16 protein-coding genes and 1 tRNA gene are annotated in these 17998 nt (G+C 39.4%); 9 read left to right on the forward strand and 8 right to left on the reverse strand.

Annotated features, from left to right (window positions below; translation table 11 throughout):
* The gene (locus I2H74_RS03730) at positions 1–1626 is read right to left on the reverse strand and encodes an ATP-binding protein (RefSeq protein WP_195571743.1); all 1626 of its coding nucleotides are present in this window, start codon (positions 1624–1626) and stop codon (positions 1–3) included.
* A gap of 318 nt (positions 1627–1944) precedes the next feature.
* Here I2H74_RS03730 and radC point away from each other — a divergent pair, with 318 nt between their 5' ends.
* The 7 genes from radC to I2H74_RS03765 all read left to right on the forward strand — a co-directional run bounded on the left by radC (position 1945) and on the right by I2H74_RS03765 (position 6813).
* Positions 1945–2553, forward strand: coding sequence for a RadC family protein (gene radC, locus I2H74_RS03735; protein ID WP_195571745.1), 609 nt, complete (start codon positions 1945–1947; stop codon positions 2551–2553).
* A gap of 411 nt (positions 2554–2964) precedes the next feature.
* Positions 2965–3339, forward strand: a complete 375-nt coding sequence (locus I2H74_RS03740; RefSeq protein ID WP_267490703.1) for a helix-turn-helix domain-containing protein — start codon at positions 2965–2967, stop codon at positions 3337–3339.
* The gene (locus I2H74_RS03745) at positions 3336–3500 is read left to right on the forward strand and encodes a hypothetical protein (RefSeq protein ID WP_195571749.1); all 165 of its coding nucleotides are present in this window, start codon (positions 3336–3338) and stop codon (positions 3498–3500) included. Before I2H74_RS03740 ends, I2H74_RS03745 begins: the two co-directional genes overlap by 4 nt.
* Before the next feature lie 36 nt (positions 3501–3536).
* On the forward strand, positions 3537–5072 hold the full coding sequence (locus I2H74_RS03750; protein WP_195572156.1) for a hypothetical protein: 1536 nt from the start codon (positions 3537–3539) through the stop codon (positions 5070–5072).
* A 22-nt stretch (positions 5073–5094) separates the two neighbouring features.
* On the forward strand, positions 5095–6405 hold the full coding sequence (locus I2H74_RS03755) for a copper amine oxidase N-terminal domain-containing protein (protein ID WP_195571751.1): 1311 nt from the start codon (positions 5095–5097) through the stop codon (positions 6403–6405).
* Positions 6406–6454: 49 nt separating this feature from the next.
* On the forward strand, positions 6455–6649 hold the full coding sequence (locus tag I2H74_RS03760; RefSeq protein WP_195571752.1) for a hypothetical protein: 195 nt from the start codon (positions 6455–6457) through the stop codon (positions 6647–6649).
* Between the two features lie 23 nt (positions 6650–6672).
* Positions 6673–6813: a hypothetical protein gene (locus I2H74_RS03765; RefSeq protein WP_195571754.1), complete on the forward strand. Its 141-nt coding sequence runs from the start codon at positions 6673–6675 to the stop codon at positions 6811–6813.
* A gap of 163 nt (positions 6814–6976) precedes the next feature.
* On the opposite strand, the gene I2H74_RS03770 is transcribed toward I2H74_RS03765, so the two are convergent.
* The 3 genes from I2H74_RS03770 to I2H74_RS03780 all read right to left on the reverse strand — a co-directional run bounded on the left by I2H74_RS03770 (position 6977) and on the right by I2H74_RS03780 (position 9107).
* A complete protein-coding gene (locus I2H74_RS03770; RefSeq protein WP_195571756.1) occupies positions 6977–8011 on the reverse strand; it encodes a hypothetical protein in 1035 nt (344 codons plus the stop codon).
* A gap of 145 nt (positions 8012–8156) precedes the next feature.
* Positions 8157–8510, reverse strand: coding sequence for a hypothetical protein (locus I2H74_RS03775; RefSeq protein ID WP_195571757.1), 354 nt, complete (start codon positions 8508–8510; stop codon positions 8157–8159).
* A gap of 60 nt (positions 8511–8570) precedes the next feature.
* Complete coding sequence (locus I2H74_RS03780) at positions 8571–9107, reverse strand: hypothetical protein (protein WP_195571759.1); 537 nt, start codon at positions 9105–9107, stop codon at positions 8571–8573.
* Positions 9108–9431: 324 nt separating this feature from the next.
* Here I2H74_RS03780 and I2H74_RS24950 point away from each other — a divergent pair, with 324 nt between their 5' ends.
* Both I2H74_RS24950 and I2H74_RS03790 read left to right on the forward strand, forming a co-directional pair.
* Entirely contained in the window at positions 9432–9650 is a 219-nt protein-coding gene (locus I2H74_RS24950; protein ID WP_195571761.1) for a helix-turn-helix domain-containing protein, read from the forward strand.
* A gap of 365 nt (positions 9651–10015) precedes the next feature.
* On the forward strand, positions 10016–11137 hold the full coding sequence (locus I2H74_RS03790; protein WP_195571763.1) for a tyrosine-type recombinase/integrase: 1122 nt from the start codon (positions 10016–10018) through the stop codon (positions 11135–11137).
* Positions 11138–11318: 181 nt separating this feature from the next.
* On the opposite strand, the gene I2H74_RS03795 is transcribed toward I2H74_RS03790, so the two are convergent.
* The 4 genes from I2H74_RS03795 to I2H74_RS03815 all read right to left on the reverse strand — a co-directional run bounded on the left by I2H74_RS03795 (position 11319) and on the right by I2H74_RS03815 (position 17802).
* Positions 11319–14027 carry a DEAD/DEAH box helicase gene (locus I2H74_RS03795; protein ID WP_195571765.1) on the reverse strand — a complete coding sequence of 903 codons (2709 nt, stop codon included), beginning with the start codon at positions 14025–14027 and terminating at the stop codon, positions 11319–11321.
* Complete coding sequence (locus I2H74_RS03800) at positions 14024–15718, reverse strand: site-specific DNA-methyltransferase (RefSeq protein WP_195571767.1); 1695 nt, start codon at positions 15716–15718, stop codon at positions 14024–14026. The genes I2H74_RS03795 and I2H74_RS03800 overlap by 4 nt, the downstream gene beginning before the upstream one ends.
* Positions 15719–15759: 41 nt before the next feature.
* The gene (locus tag I2H74_RS03805; RefSeq protein ID WP_195571769.1) at positions 15760–16335 is read right to left on the reverse strand and encodes a DUF6037 family protein; all 576 of its coding nucleotides are present in this window, start codon (positions 16333–16335) and stop codon (positions 15760–15762) included.
* A 1391-nt stretch (positions 16336–17726) separates the two neighbouring features.
* Positions 17727–17802: transfer RNA gene (locus I2H74_RS03815), tRNA-Ala, on the reverse strand.
* Positions 17803–17998 lie beyond the last annotated feature (196 nt).

Raw genomic sequence — 17998 nt, forward strand, 5'->3', positions numbered from 1 at the left:
CTATTCCTTTTTTTCTAAATTTCTTTCCCGGGTTATCCACCTTTTAGCTATGTCATCAACTTTATAACCTGGAGGGGGGCCATCCACCCAAGACTTATGAAATCTAACATCATTACTTTTTGGTTTAGGCTCTGGAAGATCAAATTGAACTTTTCCCGGCAAAGTCATCGCATCTCCAGTCACCAATGCTTCCCCATCTCTTAGACTAGAAAGGACATCTGCTTGATCACCTAATGTATCAGGCAGGAGACGCCTAATTTTATTTTGGTCCATATCGTTTGTAAGCCTTAGAGTAATGAAAGTTCCGCATTGTGAAAGAACTGTTGAAGAGATATTTGATGGCCTTTGTGTAACTACTATAAGGCTCAAACCGTACTTACGGCCTTCTTTAGCTACTTTTTCAACTCTTTCCAGACAGAGAGAGTATTTTGAAGCTGAATCTTCAGGAATATATGTATGAGCTTCTTCCAATATCAATGCAATAGGTAAGTTTTCAGGATCCATATCCCAATAACGATAATCGAAACATAATCTAGTTAAAACGCCAACACAAATAGTTCTTACTTCGGCTGGTAACCCACTTAAGTCTAAAACAGAAATATACTTCTGTTTTCCTGATTCAAGTCCTAGTAAAAATGTAAAGTACGCGGACAAACTTTTTTTATTAGAAACGTCCGTTTTTAAGAATGAAAAGCGAGTATCGTTTTGAATGCTTTGGAACTTCAGAAGCATTTTGTTAAAAGGATCTTTCTTTGTTTCTGATGTTTCTTTATCTCTCTTTTTTTCAATATCACCAAGAAACTCTTCCATACTGAAAAATACAGGACTGTCTACAGAAACTTTGTCCTTTTCTGCTTCAGCAACTCCCTTTTTCTTAAGAGATTCAATTAATTCTTTAATGTACATTTTTTGAGTCCCACCCGCTTCAGGGTAGTAGATGTTAATAAATTCGTCCAGATCTAAGAACCAGTACGGCAAAGAGAATTTATCCCAATCAATGCAGTTTGACTTCTCTTTCCATTTCCCAGAGAATGCATTCCGATACTCATTGTGAATATCAAAAAACACCAATCTTGGTTGAGGATAATTTTCCAGAATTGATTGGGCGATTCTTGCAACTGTACTGCTTTTCCCGCTACCTGTAGTCCCAACAATCGCAGTATGTCTTCCGAGCAACTTGTCAAGATGTAGATAGGCGTCACCGGCCCCTTTCATGGAACGTTGACCTACTTTGAAATATTTTTTCTTCTCTCGCTCATTAAGATTTATCCCCAAGAGGAAATTCACTTGATCCCCATTCAATAAATACGCATCACAACCAACCGTCGGTAATTTATTCACGCCTCGTGTAAACCTATTGTTTGCATCAGTACTTCCTACTATAGCTACCTCAACAATTTTATTTTCAATTATTGACTCCCGACGTTCAACTTCCTCTATTAAGACTCTTGTTATTGTGCAAATAGTATCTCCATGAAATCCACCACAATTAACAAATGAACCAACCTCAGCATGCAGTGTTGTTTCTCCATCAATACTTTTTAAAGATTCTGCTTTAATTGTTAATTTACTACCATCTACACAATTAACTTTTCCAAATCCCAAAGATTCTTTTCTTAAGTCCATTTGCGCTACTCTCCTTAAGAACATTAATAAAGGTTATTTTATGATTCTCTGTGAAAGAGTTAAACTTCATTTTGACGTGGAAATATCTCCTATAGATAAAGGTTCGACATTTTCCGTCTTTTCCCTTCCCTGTAAACAGGAAATTAGACCTCTATAAATAAGATAATTGGTACTTTTATGAATAATAAATCTATATTATATCCCTGATACCTATGCATGATAGGTAGTCCTCGCAAGAGACTAATCATGTAGGAGCCGGATCCAATCCAATGTGTCCGGCTCTTTCTTATCCCAAATCCAATTTCAGGAGGAGTCCAAATGAACCTTCAGCACAATGAAAATTTGAAATCGCTTCTGTCCCAATCCCTCAGGGAGCAACAGGACAGCTACACGATCCAGCAGCTTTTTGAACAGTTTCCAACGACCATGGAACTATTAGATGTTTCCGAACAGCAATTAACAACGATTAAAGGTATTGGCATAAGAAAAGCTCGACAAATCACTGCAATGCTTAAGCTGGCAAAAGCACTCACAATACCTACCAGCGAACCGTATACCGTCCGAACCCCCAAGGATGTGTATTCCTTGCTCTCCCAAGACCTTTGCCATCTGACCAAAGAGCATTTCATATGCCTGTTCCTAAACACAAAGAATCGCCTCATTACTAAGGAGATTATCTCTATTGGCTCTCTCAACGCTGCAATCGTCCATCCAAGGGAAGTCTTCCGAGCTGCAATTAAACGTGCCAGCGCCTCCCTGATCTGCGCTCATAACCATCCGAGCGGGGACTCTACTCCGTCTCCAGAAGACGTTGAATTAACAAAAAGGCTGGTGAATACAGGCCAAATCATTGGCATAGAAGTGTTAGATCATATCATTATTGGGGGGAATAACTTTGTCAGTCTTAAAGAAAGAGGCCTAATGTGAATATGAGCGGGTGAAGATTAACCCTTGATAGAATCACTAAAAATGTGTATATTAATTCTCAAACATTGCTTTTCCCCACTTAATAATTGGAACTCGCGATTTCAGCAAAGGTTCCACAGCCGCAAAGCCTTCAAGCTTTGCATTAGCTGCCAATAATATCCAACATTTGACGCAGACACAAGACAACTTTAAAGATTCATGAGGAAATGTTTATTTCTCATGCAGTCTTACAGTTGCCTTCGTGGTAGGCGTCTTTTTTATTGTCCAAAAAAGGGGGGGATTCCGTATATTTAGCAGCAGTCTAATCTAAACAAATAATCACGATATCGTATCCACAGGTACTTTTTTAATGGCTCTATCATATTGAAGCAAAGATAGTAAAATTCTATTCTTTTTATGGAGGTGATGAATATGAACCCAAGACAGAATATCGGAGAGAAAATTCGGTACCTCCGACTCCAAAGGGGAATGAGTCAAGAACAATTGGCACTCAGCTCATCGGTTAATATCAGTTACCTAGGACAAATTGAGCGAGGAGAGAAAAACAATTGCACTATCAACACTCTTGAAAAAATAGCTACTGGTCTTGGTTGCTCTCTTGAAAGCTTATTTGGTACCGGAACGCAGCCAAACGATCAGACAAAAGATAAAAATGCTGTCCTTGCTGTACTTACGACCGACGATTTAAAGAAACTTATCATTGATACCATGAAAAACAATGTGCCCAATCATCCGGCAGATTGCAAGAATAATAAACCCACAACAAAAGGAGATCATTCAATATGAAAATCATCGGTATTCTTCTCATAATCATTGGAGCGGCGGGAATTTTTATGGGGAGTTCAATGTTTGGTGACATTGGTATCGCAGCCATAATCGGCGCAACATCTGCCCTTTTATCCGGTATTGGCTTTCTGCTGAAAACAAAGAAAGTCAGCTCAAAATAGTCTCAAGTACTTATCACACTTCAAAAGGAGCAGAAAATGAAAGTTATTGGAGTACTGCAAATACTGTTAGGTGTAGCAGGCCTTATCATCGGTAGTTTTATGGTAGGTGACATTGGCCTTGCCGCCATGATAGGTGCATCTTCAGCACTGTTATCCGGTGTTAGCTTCCTGCTACCGGAGAAACAATCAATCAAAATGAGGAAAAAGCTGAAATATAGCCTAATTGCTCTTAGCCTCCTCATCCTGCTTTTATTTGTGGTAGGAATTGTTATGAGCGATGAAAGCAGCGAGCCAAAGAGCAAGGGTATACTCTTGACCTCCGAACAGTTCGATCAACTTTATGTAAATGCAAAGCCATTTGAAGGTTATCAGGTTGATTTTTATGGTCGAGTGTTTCAGTCGCCCGAAAAGACAGACAAATTCCAATCGTTCCAAGTGTATGCACGAAACGACGATAGTAAAAATACAATAGTACGCTTGGACGATACGACTCTTGACATTCAAAAAGGAGACATTCTGCATATCGTAGGCGAAGTTCAAGAATTGTTTCAAGGGAAAAACGCTTTTGGTGCAACACTAAAAATTCCGGTCATTGGAGTAAAGAATGTTGAAAAGGCAGACTACGCTACTGCATTTGCTCCTTCTATTAAGACGCTCGAAGTTAAGCAAATACAAAATCAAAACGGGTACATCATGGAGATATCCAAAGTGGAATTGGCTAAGCAAGAAACTCGTGTTTATCTCAAAATCAGTAACGAGTCGGCAGACACCATTGATTTTCATACTTACTCGTCTGTCCTGATTCAAGAAGGAAAACAGTACGAGAGAACAAGTAATACTTATGCCGATTATCCTGAAATTAATTCGGACAACATTCGCCCCGGAGTCACAGCAGAAGGGATCATCGTATTCCCAGCCATAAATGTGAACGGAGAAAATTTCAAAGCAACGTTCGAAGGCAGTAGCGATAACTGGGAGGTGCGTACAGAACCGTTTACTTTTGAAATTCCTCTAAAGCACGAAGTGGCTTCATCAACTGATGATAAGGAAGTCGCGGCGGAAACAACGAAATCGGAACCCGTCAAGCCGAGCACAAAAAAGCCGGTTGCATCTGAAGCAACAAGTAAACTGCAATCTGAACCTTCTCCATTGCCGAATAGTCTTTTTGGCGGGAAGATTCCAGGGGTTCCTTCAGGAATTGGGGATAGCACGATCACATTATTCGATTTGAACGGCGAAGTGCTTCAGGAAGTGGATACCGGAACAGGATTCGCCTATCAGTTCAATGATGTCGTTTATTATACGACGAGTCAATTGAATATTAACGGCAATATCACTGAGGGCGAAGTTACTGCTATGAGATTTATCGATGGACATACAGTTATAGGTGTCAAGATTGGAGAATCGACACCACAGGATGTTATCGATAAATTAGGTGAGCCTGACGAGAGTGAGTTTTCGGACTTGGACGGCAGTTACACAATTCACTACTCATTCGGCAACTACAGCCTCGAGTTTTACGGTCCTGATCAAGATTCACCGATATCCGATGCTCTTTATAAAGAGTACTAATCAAATGAAAAGAGGTTGAACGATGCAAAAGAAAATCACGGCTATTTGCTTGTCCTTACTCATGGTATTTTGTATGTCCCAAGTAGTTCATGCAGCAAGTGAAATCGGAATCAAACTTGTCGGTCAAAAAGAAGGCTTTGTACATACCCCAGTTGCCGTAAACGAAGTTGCAGTCTTTCCAATTGCTCAAATCTTTAATTTCCTTGATCCGTCTGGGACAGAAACCGTTGAATGGGACGAGTCCCCTCCACATTCTTTCGTGAGTTTTCAGGGAGAATGCTTTAGGATCACACATGGTCTTACAGAGATTCAGGAATATGAGCTGGACGAATCTGGTGCTTGTATAAATCCGACGGGAAAGCTATATCAGCTTGAAGCACCAGCCACCTATTTAGACGATTATAGGCTTGGGATTTTCGTCCCATTAAGCTTTATCAACGATATCGTAGGCAACTCAACATACGGAAAGAAGTTCCAAACCCATTACACGGAAGATGGTAATTTAGAATTCAGCTTGTTGACAGGGGACGGAACCGGTACCGAACAAACTGCGAATCCTGTAACTCTAGCCATGCAAATCAACAACCCTTGGTTACTGACGGAGGACGACGGTCAATTATTTGATGACTCGGACCATAGTGTGACCCCAATTGTCAAAAACGGCTCCACCCTGCTTCCTATCGCGCCGATCATAGAACAACTTGGCGGAAGCGTTAGCTGGAATAATAAAGAAAGGAAAGTAACGATAACGTTGAATAAAAACACAGTTGAACTTTGGATTGATAGTAAGTCAGCAAATGTAAATGGCGTGAAAAAAACATTGACCGTTCGTCCCACCGTGATTAAAGGGCGCACGATGCTCCCCGTTCGATTTATCACTGAAAATTTGGGGGCAAGGATAGCTTGGGATGGGGAAATGCAGATGGTCCTTATATACAACGGTGGCGCAGAAGCTAAAGAAAGCGATTGGCTTGTATATGGTTATAAACTTGCTTTACTTGACGGCTTTCAAAAGCAGGAGGACAATCGTCAAACTCTTGCAGACGCAGTGAAAGACATACAGAAAGAACACGAAAAAATTCAATACAATGACAACGATCCTTTGGATTATCAAAGGAATCTAATCCATATTGGCGATACTGTTGGAAAAGGAACTTTCAGCGGTATAGTTAAGGAAGTTCGCGGCGCGAAAGTTCTGGTGTACTGGAACCGAGCCTCCTTCCTAGTAGAAAAAGGAAAGGAGGAAGAAACAGCCCTGCTTTTCGGTATCGACTGGTTGAATAATCAATGGATGGAAGCTAAAACCGTAACCATCGAAGGTTCGGGATACTAATTTCAAAGAGAAAGAAGCATGTCTCGAGAGAGGAGGTGAAAAATACCACATGAGCGATAAAATTATCATTGAAACAGCCGGAAAAACAGCAGTCACTGGTGGGAGTGCTCTTGCAGGTGGTGCAGTTGGCGCTGCTCTCGGAACGCTGATTTTTCCTGGAGTTGGAACAGCTCTCGGATACTTGTTTGGAACTGGAGGTGGTGTAGCAGGAGGATGGAAACTCACAAAAAAATGGTTTAGGTAAACTCAAAAAGGAGAGGTTCATCGATGAGCAACGACAAGTGGGAGCAAATGAAAAATGCAGCGACTGATGCCGTCAGCAAAACGATCAGCAACAATTTCGATGTCATTAAAACAGCACAGGAATTGAACGATAAGTATGGCAAAGATTCCGACAACAAGAAATAGAGAATGAAGGAGAGATAGTCCCCTTCATTGTCCTTCTACCCTCATATAAAATTATTGTTTGAACAGAAAATTAATCGCTAATAGGGTCATAAACCACTGCCAATTTCATGTAAAAGGTTAGGAAGTCGCTGAATCTTCCACCATACAAGGATTGTAATAGGGTTTATGCCCATTTTTTTATATGTTTAACGGCCTCATTAAACCGTTTCTTTCTACCTTCGTATTCGTCCCTGGCTTTCCAAACCGATCTTTTCCGATTAATCAGTTCCAGAATTTCAATCATACATTCCCGATCTTTCAATTTAAAATCGGAATCGCTTATCAAACGTCTTGCTTCCTGCAACGTATAGTAATCCTCATATCCAACCGTTTTCTCATAGTACGATAATAGCACCTTCTCTGACAACTCTTCACGGGAAAAATCCAGCAAAGACCTGCCTTCAATGCCATAGTAGTATTTAAGGTTATTCACTTTCCTTTTTTTACACTGCACTTCTAAGCGAATGATCTGTTCTGCTTCCCGTAAGTCAGGAAATTTATCACCGAATACCTGAGCCATCTGAAAACGCTTATTATAAAAATGAACCAGTACGGATTGATTTTCTATTCGGAAAGCATTTTTATAAGGTTCTTTTCGTTTTGTGCGTGGATTATCCTCTAAGCACATTTCAAATGTTTTTGGCTTGTCAGCGCGACGGATCAGCTCCATGTACCTGTCCATATACGGTGTTTGAATATTAACGCAATAGTCAATTCGGTCAACCTTGTATATTGATATGTCATCAAATACAAACGGACTAATAAATCGATTGAATGCACTTAAGCGAATCTGCTTATAAACACGTTTTACAGGATTCAGCAACTTCTTGAACGCTTTTGATATCGTCTTGTAATCCCCATAGTCGCTAACCTCCACATATTGGTGCTTATCAGACAGCCGCTTTGGATTTAGCCTTATTTCAAGCACTTTATAAACGAACTTCTGATCATCGCTCCTATAGTGGTAGTCCTTCAAGTAAACTAATAGTCCATTGTCTTTGAAAAGCTCGAATGTGGTCCACGAAATATTCCCCCATTCTTTCTTATAAAACTTTGCATTCAGTTCCTTTGAGCATGTTTGCAATGCCCTGAATAAAGCTTCCTCAGTAAAGAAATCTATTGGAATTGCTAGCAATACGGTATGATAACCAATCTTCATGCAAACACATCCTTTTCTGAATGTGTTTGCGCACTTTTATTTTCTTACAAACTAAATCAACACCATAGGATCATCGATTGTAGAACGATTGATATACAAAATATTACTATAAATAATATAGATATGTATTGCGTTGATTTTAGCTTTACTTTTGAGATTGGAACTCATTAAATCTTACTTTGTTAATCATAAACACCCTTTCTTTCAATGGAGCAGTTCTTCGATCAGCGCGCTTTAAGTTTGTCTTTGCTCTTATTTCGTTACTTTCGAGAACGCCTGCTTCTATCAAGTAATGATCTAATTCCTTTTCAGCAGTTTTAAGCTTAATCCCATTACGATTGAAATATGCACGAATCCAACTCCATGTTTTCGAGTAGATCAGATAATAGTAATCATTGTCTTCCCAGCCCCAATCATTGGATTCGTCAGAAGATTTCTCCGGGAAGGAGAGTAATTTGATTTCAGATATATACTGGCTCTGAGCTTTCAAAAACAGCATTGCATCTGAATCTTCCTTATGACTGGATTCATTTGCAATTTTCCTTATCGAGAGTATTCTTCAGTCATACTGGTAGTTAGAAATATGCTCGACTGCCTCATCGTCTTCAAGCCACTCGTCATTATAAAAAACCTTCTTGGCTTCTTTCTTTAGGATACGCGAAGACAACTTTATTGCAATCCTCAGATACCTATATAAGTCTGGCTTATACACAAAGAAATCACGGTCAATATATGCAGTGGTTAGCCAATTCCCTTTCTCGATTGCCTCGTCACTTAGATTTACAACAATACGCTTATACTTCTCATCATTGAATTGCGAATATAGTTCTACTGCAATCCCGGCTTCATTGATCCTCTCTCCATCATCAATATATAGGTTATGTGTAGGGAGAATAAAGAAGTTGCAAACTCTAGTCTCGTTTTCTTTGTTTTCAGATTGTAATACGAGGTACGCTTCATCATCAAAATATAGATTTTCTTTTCGAAGAATTCTGTTTATCTTTGTCCTAATGTCATCCAACCTATATTCAAAAACAGAATTCTTCACTTTCTCCACATACTTTTCAATAAAGTCCTCTGACTGATACTTCTCCATGACGCACCACCTACTATTTTATTCGGTTTTATGGTTATGCCGTATTATTGGCGAGATACAATCTAACGAATAATAAATTATTATGAGCCAAACAAAAGTGTAACAATCAAATTCAATGTGACGGGAGGGAGAGCTAAAAAATGCTCAAAATCAGTTGATTTTGTACTCAGTCTACCATAATCAAAACTTCAATTACAGCTTTGGGAACGTGGGAATGCGGGAAATGTGGGAATAGTAGTAGCGTTATACATGCGATCAAAGCAGTATCTAAGGCAGTTTCATGTATATATTATTTCTTGGAATACATTGAGAGGATGTGTGTCAGTGTTTACAGACTACGATGATGTTATAACGCTTTCAGACATGATGGAACTATTAGCAATCGGTCGGAATAAAGCTTATGATTTGCTGCGTTCTGGACAAATTAAATCATTCAAAATTGGGAAAGCATATCGGATTCCAAAAGCAGCGATCAAGGACTTTGTACTTTCCCAATCGAAGATGAGCACAGCATGTTACAAAGAGTTAGTTGAAAATGAATAAAGCCTATTGATGAAAGCTGTGGCCTTATTGTCGCAGCTTATTTTGTTTTTATCGACATTGAGGAAGGTTCAAACGATGAGTAGCAATAAGTCGTATACACTGGAATGTGAAGGTTGTCTCATTCGCTTGGTTGTTTTTGCACAACAACACTTGAAATTGGCATTGGAATATAACCAACCCGTTACTTCTATTCACCGAAAAGAAATAATCAAGTTAGAGATTGAACTGCTTTAGCAGAGCGCGACAGCTACCTGCATATGATTACGACCAAATAAAAAAATTCAGTTAGTAACAATGTAAATCGGCTGGGGCTTAATGCTCTGGCCTATTTGATTTTCAAAAAAACGGAACGGAGGCATTTAAACATGCAGATGAAAGTTCATAAGGATGAAAAAACTGGGAGATTCTGGTTTGTCATTAGCGCCGGAAAGGATGAGAAAGGAAACCGCAGACAAATTAAAAGACGCGGCTTTAAAACAGAAAAAGAAGCTATGCATGAAATGAGAAAAATTATGCAGCAACTCGATGACCATACTTACGTTAAAAGTAACAATTTGAAGTATGTTGAGTTTCTTGAAGGGGAATGGTTGGCCAGCAAAGAATTGAAACTCAGAAGCGTTACCTTTAAAACCTATAAATCCAATATTAAAAAGCATATTGCCCCCTATTTCAAAAATCAGGAAATGGGTAAAATTGCAACGGTAGACATTGGAAAATTTTATGCTTTCCTCCTCAAAGAAACCGGTCTGTCCGAACGTTCGATTCAGGACATTCAGAAAATCGTAAAAAGTTCTTTTAAGACTGCGTTCAAACGCAAATACATTGCCTACAATACCGCCGCTGATGCTGAAGCTCCAAAAGTCCCTCATAAGGAAATGGCCGTATGGAATTTGGATGAAGCTGTCCGATTCCTAAAGCTTGCTGAGGAAGATGAACTGCATATTGCATTCTTGCTCGCTTTGACAACAGGAATGCGTCAGTCCGAAATATTAGGTCTTCGCTGGAAGGACATTGATTTTGATGAAGGCGCTTTACGTGTGCGTCAGACCTTAAGTCATGATGGTAAAGAACTGGTACAAGCAACAAAAACCAAATCGAGCGCAAGAACGATTACTTTAATTGAACGAACATTAGATGATCTGAAAAAACAACACAAGAAAATTATGAAGCAGAAGCTTGCGGCTGGTTCAGATTATAAAGATAATGACCTAGTCATCTGCACAAAATCAGGCAAGCCCCTTAACCCTCGAAATTTACTTCGAAACTTTTACCGACTGATCAAGAAAGCAGATGTCTCATGCATCCGCTTTCACGATCTCAGACATACAGTCGCCACACTCATGTTAGCCCAAAACATAAATCCCAAAGTGGTAAAAGAAATTCTTGGCCATTCCGACATTAGAGTAACTCTTGATACGTACTCTCATGTTTTGCCTTCTGTTCATAAGCAGACTGCTAAACAATATGGGGAAATGTTATTCAGATAATCATTTATCCTTCACTGATGGATTAAAAAAAATTCCTGAAGGTTCGAATCAGTGTTCTTGAAGGATTTTCATTGCGACCAAATGAGTGTCCACGACGAGGTTCTTGGTCGATCAATGCCCACTAAAAAACAAGGGGCTGTCCAGAAAGTCAGTAAAATCCGACTACTGGATGCCCCATTTTTTACATTATTGTAAACCTCGATTTCAAACCATCAATCGTTGCATTTTCCAGCACTTCATTATGTGGAACCAGTAAATATGACCATGCTTTCCCTTCATTTTTGAGCTCATGATCGGTCGCATGTTGGCACCATTTAACTACAGCATTTGCTTTGTCTTGGACGACCTCATTTGCGATCTCACTTTCCTTTTTAACCTCAACGATGTATTTGTTTGTTTTAGTCTCCAGGACAAAATCAGGATAGTAAGTTGAGTTATGGCTGTAATAAATCCTAATATGGCTCTGATTCATCGATGGCTTGAACCATTTCTCAACGTTTGGATCATTTTCACAAATTATAGCAAACCGCCGCTCGCTATCTGAATCAAATTTCTGCTCTTTATACAGACACTTGAGAAAACCGCCGAAAACCATGCTTCTAATTCGATTTCTGTCATTTACAGGTTCCCTGAATGGGCGGACTCCTTCTTCGGAGGCTGATGTATAGTAAGTATTCTTTAGAGTCTCAAAACCTTTTGGAATCGTTACTTTATAATCAACGGCTTTTGCGAAGTAGTGCGACTTCATCTGAGCATAAACGAATTCACCAAGCTTGGAACGATTGTATAGGAGAACGTTACGTACTTGCTTATCATCAGATAAATAGCTTTGAAGATGTTGAACCAACTGGTTTGATAATTTGTAAAGCAGTTCAGCGTGCTCATCGTAAGATACATCGGGATATTCAGCTAATATGGATACCACATAGTCTTCAAGCCGATCTTCGTAGTAATCATTCTCATATCGTTGCAGAGTTTCGCGTTCGCTTGTCCGTAAATGCTGAATTAAAATATGATCATCGACAGGCAACAGATTAATGCCATTGGCATTGAGATCAAAATCTTCATATCCCCATTGGAGACCACCAACCGGCTGGACAATAATTCTAGGGATATCAATGCTATGTTGAATCGTCTTCTCAACGAAAATCTCAACGATCTTCTCAATCATTTCTTCTCGTTGTTCTGGAAATAAATCCAATTCAGTATGAACATACGCTGCCTGTACCTCACGCACAAGCTGTTTTTTGATTTCTGGAGTTTCCAGTTGCTTGGATGAAGAAAGGTACTCAAATTGCTGAACCTTTGTTTGTACTAAATGTGTAATCTGCTGAATATTCGATTGTACAACCGGGTTAGTGCTATTTAGATGCTCTGTACCAGTTCTTTTATTGATTTCATTTACGATTGTCTTTTCAACAGCTTTTGCCACAACTTCTTCAATAGCTGGTAGGGCGGCAATAACCTTCTTTTGCTCTACAGCCACATCTTTTCCGATTATAACACCGCTTCGAATGATGGAGTTTGGATTGTTCGCTTCATCGACGATATCCTGAAACTTATCATGAGCAATAATCGTTAGTCGGTCAACGGATTTTACTCCTGTACGTTTACCATAAGGAAGCCGCAATCCTCTCCCTATTGATTGCTCTACCAACGTTTTTGAATTCGCTGCGCGAAGTGGGATGATCGTATACAGATTAGTTACGTCCCAGCCTTCTTTTAGCATGTTGACATGAATAACGATCTCCGTGGCGGTGCTTGGATTCTCAACAGACATGAGCTGCTGAATCGTTTCGTCCTTTTCTTCACCACGCTGGTTAGAGTGAACCGTAATGACTTTGTTCTTGTATCTCCCTTCAAAGAAAGAATCGGATTGAATCGTTTGTAAAAGCAATTGCGCGTGATCTGTATCCTGCGCGACAATCAGAACAAACGGCTTGACTATAGCTTGTTGGTATTGCCTAGCGTAAATCTCCAGTTCCACCTTCGTTTCCTCGTGGACAAGAATACCGTCTTCCAGCTTAATCCGTTCCAGTTCTTCCTCGGAAAACTGTGAAGCATTAAAGTTTTCTCGCGTAGCTACCGCTGGTTCTTTGACAAATCCGTCTTCCATTGCCTTATGTAAAGGATAGCTGTAAATGACATTGTAGAATGGAATGGACTTCGAGCCGCTTTCTACTTGAGGAGTTGCCGTCAGTTCCAAACCTAATACCGGATTTAATTCATTCAAAACCTTTATTCCCGCAGAAGCTCTATAACGATGCGACTCATCCATCAGAAGCACCAAATCGGGAAGGGAAGAAAGGTATTCAAAATAGCTTTGTCCAATATATTCTTGCAATCTCTTAATGCGCGGCGAATTGCCGCCGCGCACTTCGGAGTTAATTTTTGAGATGTTAAAAATATTGATGTGGACTTCTGTTTCACCAAAAATGCTTTGTTTTCGTACACCAAATCCATCTTCGTAGTTTTCTCCAGTAATAAGAATTGGCTGATTCGATGCAAATTCAGCGACTCCTTTGAAAACATATTTGGGTGTATTCGGGGTGAAGTCCGCAATCAGTTTGTTGTAGATCGTCAAGTTTGGCGCAAGAACGAAAAAGTTCTTCATGCCTTTTGCGATATGAAGATATGAAATAAAAGCCCCCATTAATCTCGTTTTCCCAACTCCGGTAGCCAGAGCGAAGCAAAGGGAAGGGAAATCACGCTCGAAATCGTCAACGGATGGATACAATGCTTTTGTATTATTCAGTTGAGTAAGCAAAGATTCAGATGTATGTTTACCAAGTTCCAGAACATCTAGCAAATCTGCTAATATTTCGAGAGAATCTCGTTGTGGCTTCCTCAAGCTTAATCGGGCTGAAATCGAGTTCACATAGCGATTCATTGACCGTCCCCCTGTTCAGCCGAGTTTAGTTCGTTTAAACCGTGTTTTTGTGGATTTTCTGCAATATCCAAACTGTAGTCGTCTTTCCCAAATTCACATCGTTTTAAGATAGAAGTTGGAATTTTCTCGAATGTCATTTGAGGATAATCATTTGGATTCACAGTATAAGCCTTGCAACAAATCAGTAACGTTTCATCCGCCGTCATCTGACTTTGAATTTGGTCTGCTGTTTCTCGTGTTATCAATTGAGTTGTTGTATAAATGAAATCCAGTTCGGTAGATTGACCCTGCTTCCAGTAAAATGATTCATCAGGCTTAAACTTGAAGCCCTTGTGTTTGCACATCGCTTCGGCAAGCATAGCAGAATTGTAGTCATTACTTATAACCCAATTACCAAATTTGTCTTTCTTCAACAAGCTTGGGGCAAGATGAAAATATCGGAAGCCGCCACCCCCTTGCCAGTTTACTGCCTTACTTATGCCGCTTTGATCTTCGCCATCAATGACACTTCTTAAACGAGGGATTATATGCGTATGACAATGTTCTCCTTGTTCTATCATAATCCATTTACGTCCCATCTTATGTGCAACTGCACCGGTAGTACCTGAGCCAGCAAATGAATCTAACACGATATCTCCCTTTTGGGTCGATAACTCTAAAATGCGCTTGATCAAAAATTCTGGTTTTTTTCCATTTGGGAATGACACTCCTCCTTCTTTATGTAGGTTATTTGATAGTAGGTCATCCCAAATTGTTGAAGCTGGTTCTCCTGTGATGTACTTCCCATCTATTTCTTTTGCTTTTGTAGAATAGAATATAAGCTGCTCTCCATTGAGAAAGAAATAATCGTCCTTGTTATTTCTTTCAGATCTGAATACTTTATTGGGTTGGAGTCTAGAGTTTTCCAATTGTAGTCTAGCTTCTGGATTTATATCTTTAGGTGCGACCCTCGCTGTTCTGACTACTCGTCTGGGATCTTCTAGTACAAAGTTTTCAATCACATCTTCTAACTTATCACCAAATTTTGCTTTCAGTTGTGTTGGCTTAATTCCGTATTTCTCAGCAATAATATTCCTTAAATTATCAAGTCTCCAACTGCTGAAATGCTCATTAAAGTTTACAATGTACTTGTTATACCTATCGTCCCTTTTCACCGGTACATAAACCTTATTTGACTCCCAGCGGGCTTTATCTTTTGCATAATACAAAATAAAGCTTGAGGTAGTGACTAAACCTGGATTAACTGCTTTTGGTCCAGATACAGAGCTCTGCTTAAAAGTTATGACTGAGATGCGATTTTTTCTACCGAATATTTCATCAGTAATGGCAATAAGGTAGGCTAATTCATTATCATCTATATGAATAAATAGCGAGCCGCTTGGATGTAGAAGCTTGTGTATCAACTGTAACCGACTTCTCATCATCGATAACCATATTGAATGCTCAAGACCGTCATCATAATACTCAAATGCCTGTTGAGTATTAAATGGAGGGTCTATATAAACACACTTTATCATTCCAGAATAATCTTGATCTAGAGCCCTTAATGCGAGCAGATTATCGCCGTGTATTAGTAAATTTTCTTGCTGAACTCCATATGATTTCCCATAATCTTCTAATAAAATTCGCGGTTCAAGCTGTGGTTCTTGATCTTTACCGATCCATGTTAATTCTAACTTGGTTCTTCTCATATAGCACCTCAATCATGTAGTCATCAAGTATTGTCAAGTTCTCAGAAATCAAGAATGACTTCTTGAGCTTTTTTTATTTCATCTGTCCATCTACTACTTACATTTTTCGCTTTGCAACGTATATAAGCATCGTCGCCCAATAACAACCTTGTCTTTTCAAGATTTTTGAGAGTAACTTTGTTACCATTGATTGTGTTATCTAGCCAACCCATAAAATATATTTTATCAGCTTCTTCTACATCCGTTCGGTAAACTGCTATTTCATGAGGTTTGGGTGTATTCTTCTTATCAGCTTTTACTGGTATGTTTTTATTAAACTCCGCAAAGAAATAAGCGGGTTTAAACTTATTTGTTGGATCAAATTGTAAACCGAGAATACGGCATAATTCAGAATACTTGTCTTTTGGTAGCGTTGGATCAATAACAAATCCTTTTTTAATGTCCATTTCAAAGTAAAAATTTTCAGCTTTCACACCAAACATTAATTTGTAAGGACTTTCATCTATAAAGAAAAATACATCGAATGTCACGTTATTGTATTTGAAGCCAAATCTATACCTCTTAAGGCTTAATTGCCGCATATCATTGTATAAAGGAATAATTCCGTCAAGTTTCATAATTAATCCACCTTTATCATGATTAATCCACATTAATATTGCAGACTGGGGATTATAGCATATCAACTTTACATGTTTCGTACTATGATAACACGATCCTTATAAATTCGATCAAGCCCTTCCAACCTCCTGCTTCCTAGAAAAAATGGGGCTGTCCAATAAGTCCCCAAAATAAAAAGGTTGGGCGAGAAACTGGCGAAAAACGTACGGTTTTCCGTCCAGTCTATGTTTAATGCATTTGCAGGAAAGCAGCGAAGCGGATACCTGCTACTTTCAGTAGGTTGTAAACTAAAGCCACAAACTAAAACTCTATATGAACCTTGATTAGCCCTCGCAAGGAAAAGAGACGGAACGAGCGATTTCCCTTGATGTGGCCAATACGCCCTCTACCTCGAATTTACTCCGAGCGTACATGACGATAAGAGTTTTTTTAGCCTTTGCTTTTAATCGTATTCCAGTGTACATGGCGGTTTCCCTTGGCCTTGGTTTATACGGGCTTTAAGTGCAGTTGCTGCAAATCTTCACATTCATAGATCCTTGAAGCTTTGCTCCCACCGCATACAAATAGTTTTCCTCACTACCATACCCTGCATCAGCTAGCATCGTTTTGGATATCGGCAAAGTGGATGCCACCAATTGTTCCATATGGGGGATGAAGCATCGTGTATCTGTGGGCGCTGGTACAGGCTGTAAAACAAAATGAATTGGTTTCCATTACCACCAACATAGCACCCTGGATTCAACTTCCATTCTTGATATGATCTTCCTTCATCCGCATTAACGTGACATCTGGATCGGTTTAGAAGTAAATATTGCATTCGCCAAAACAGGCTTTCTGCTGCTCATACTTCGCGTGCCGTGGAAGAAAGGCTTCACGAATCTGTTTCAGTGGCTGCTTCCAGGCATTGTGCTCTCTGGTGAGCGTTAAATCAGGCAAATCCCTTAACCATCGAAATTTCCTTCGCAACTTCTATAGATTGATCGTGAAAGCAGATGTCTCACACATCTGCTTTCACGATCTCAGACATACATTCCCACAATCATGTTAGCCCAAAACATAAATCCCAAAGTGGTAAAGAAGTTTTTGGCCGTTTCGACATTAGAGTAACTCTTGATACGTACTCTCATGTTTTGTCTTCTGTTCAAAAGTAGACCGCTACACAATATGTGAAAATGTTATTTGAATCATCATTTTTCCTTCACTGACTTATTAAAAAAAGAAGCAGAACTGCCTGAACGTTCGAATCAGTGTTTTTAAAGAATTTTCTCCAAATAGGCTCAAAAAACAGCTCTGTGACCAAAAGTGTGACCACGAGAAGGTTCTTGGCCGAGCAATGCCTGACAGAAAATCAAAAAACACCGGGAAATCCCGGTGCTACAAGGTTTGTATTTGGTGGAGCCAAGGGGGATCGAACCCCTGACCTCATCGCTGCCAGCGATGCGCTCTCCCAGCTGAGCTATGGCCCCATATTTTAAAAACTCATTATGTATTTCATATTACACATTCATTCTAAACAAATCAACAAACTTTGTTTCGTTCCATTATTATACTACGCAATATACTCTCCTGCAAGCTATAAAAACAAGGATTTTTGAAGTTCCAGTTCATTGATAAATGGTAAAAACCATACATCAATCTCTAATCGATCCATTTCGTACACGA

The organism is Paenibacillus sp. 1001270B_150601_E10 (assembly GCF_015558675.1).
Taxonomy (GTDB): domain Bacteria; phylum Bacillota; class Bacilli; order Paenibacillales; family Paenibacillaceae; genus Paenibacillus_B.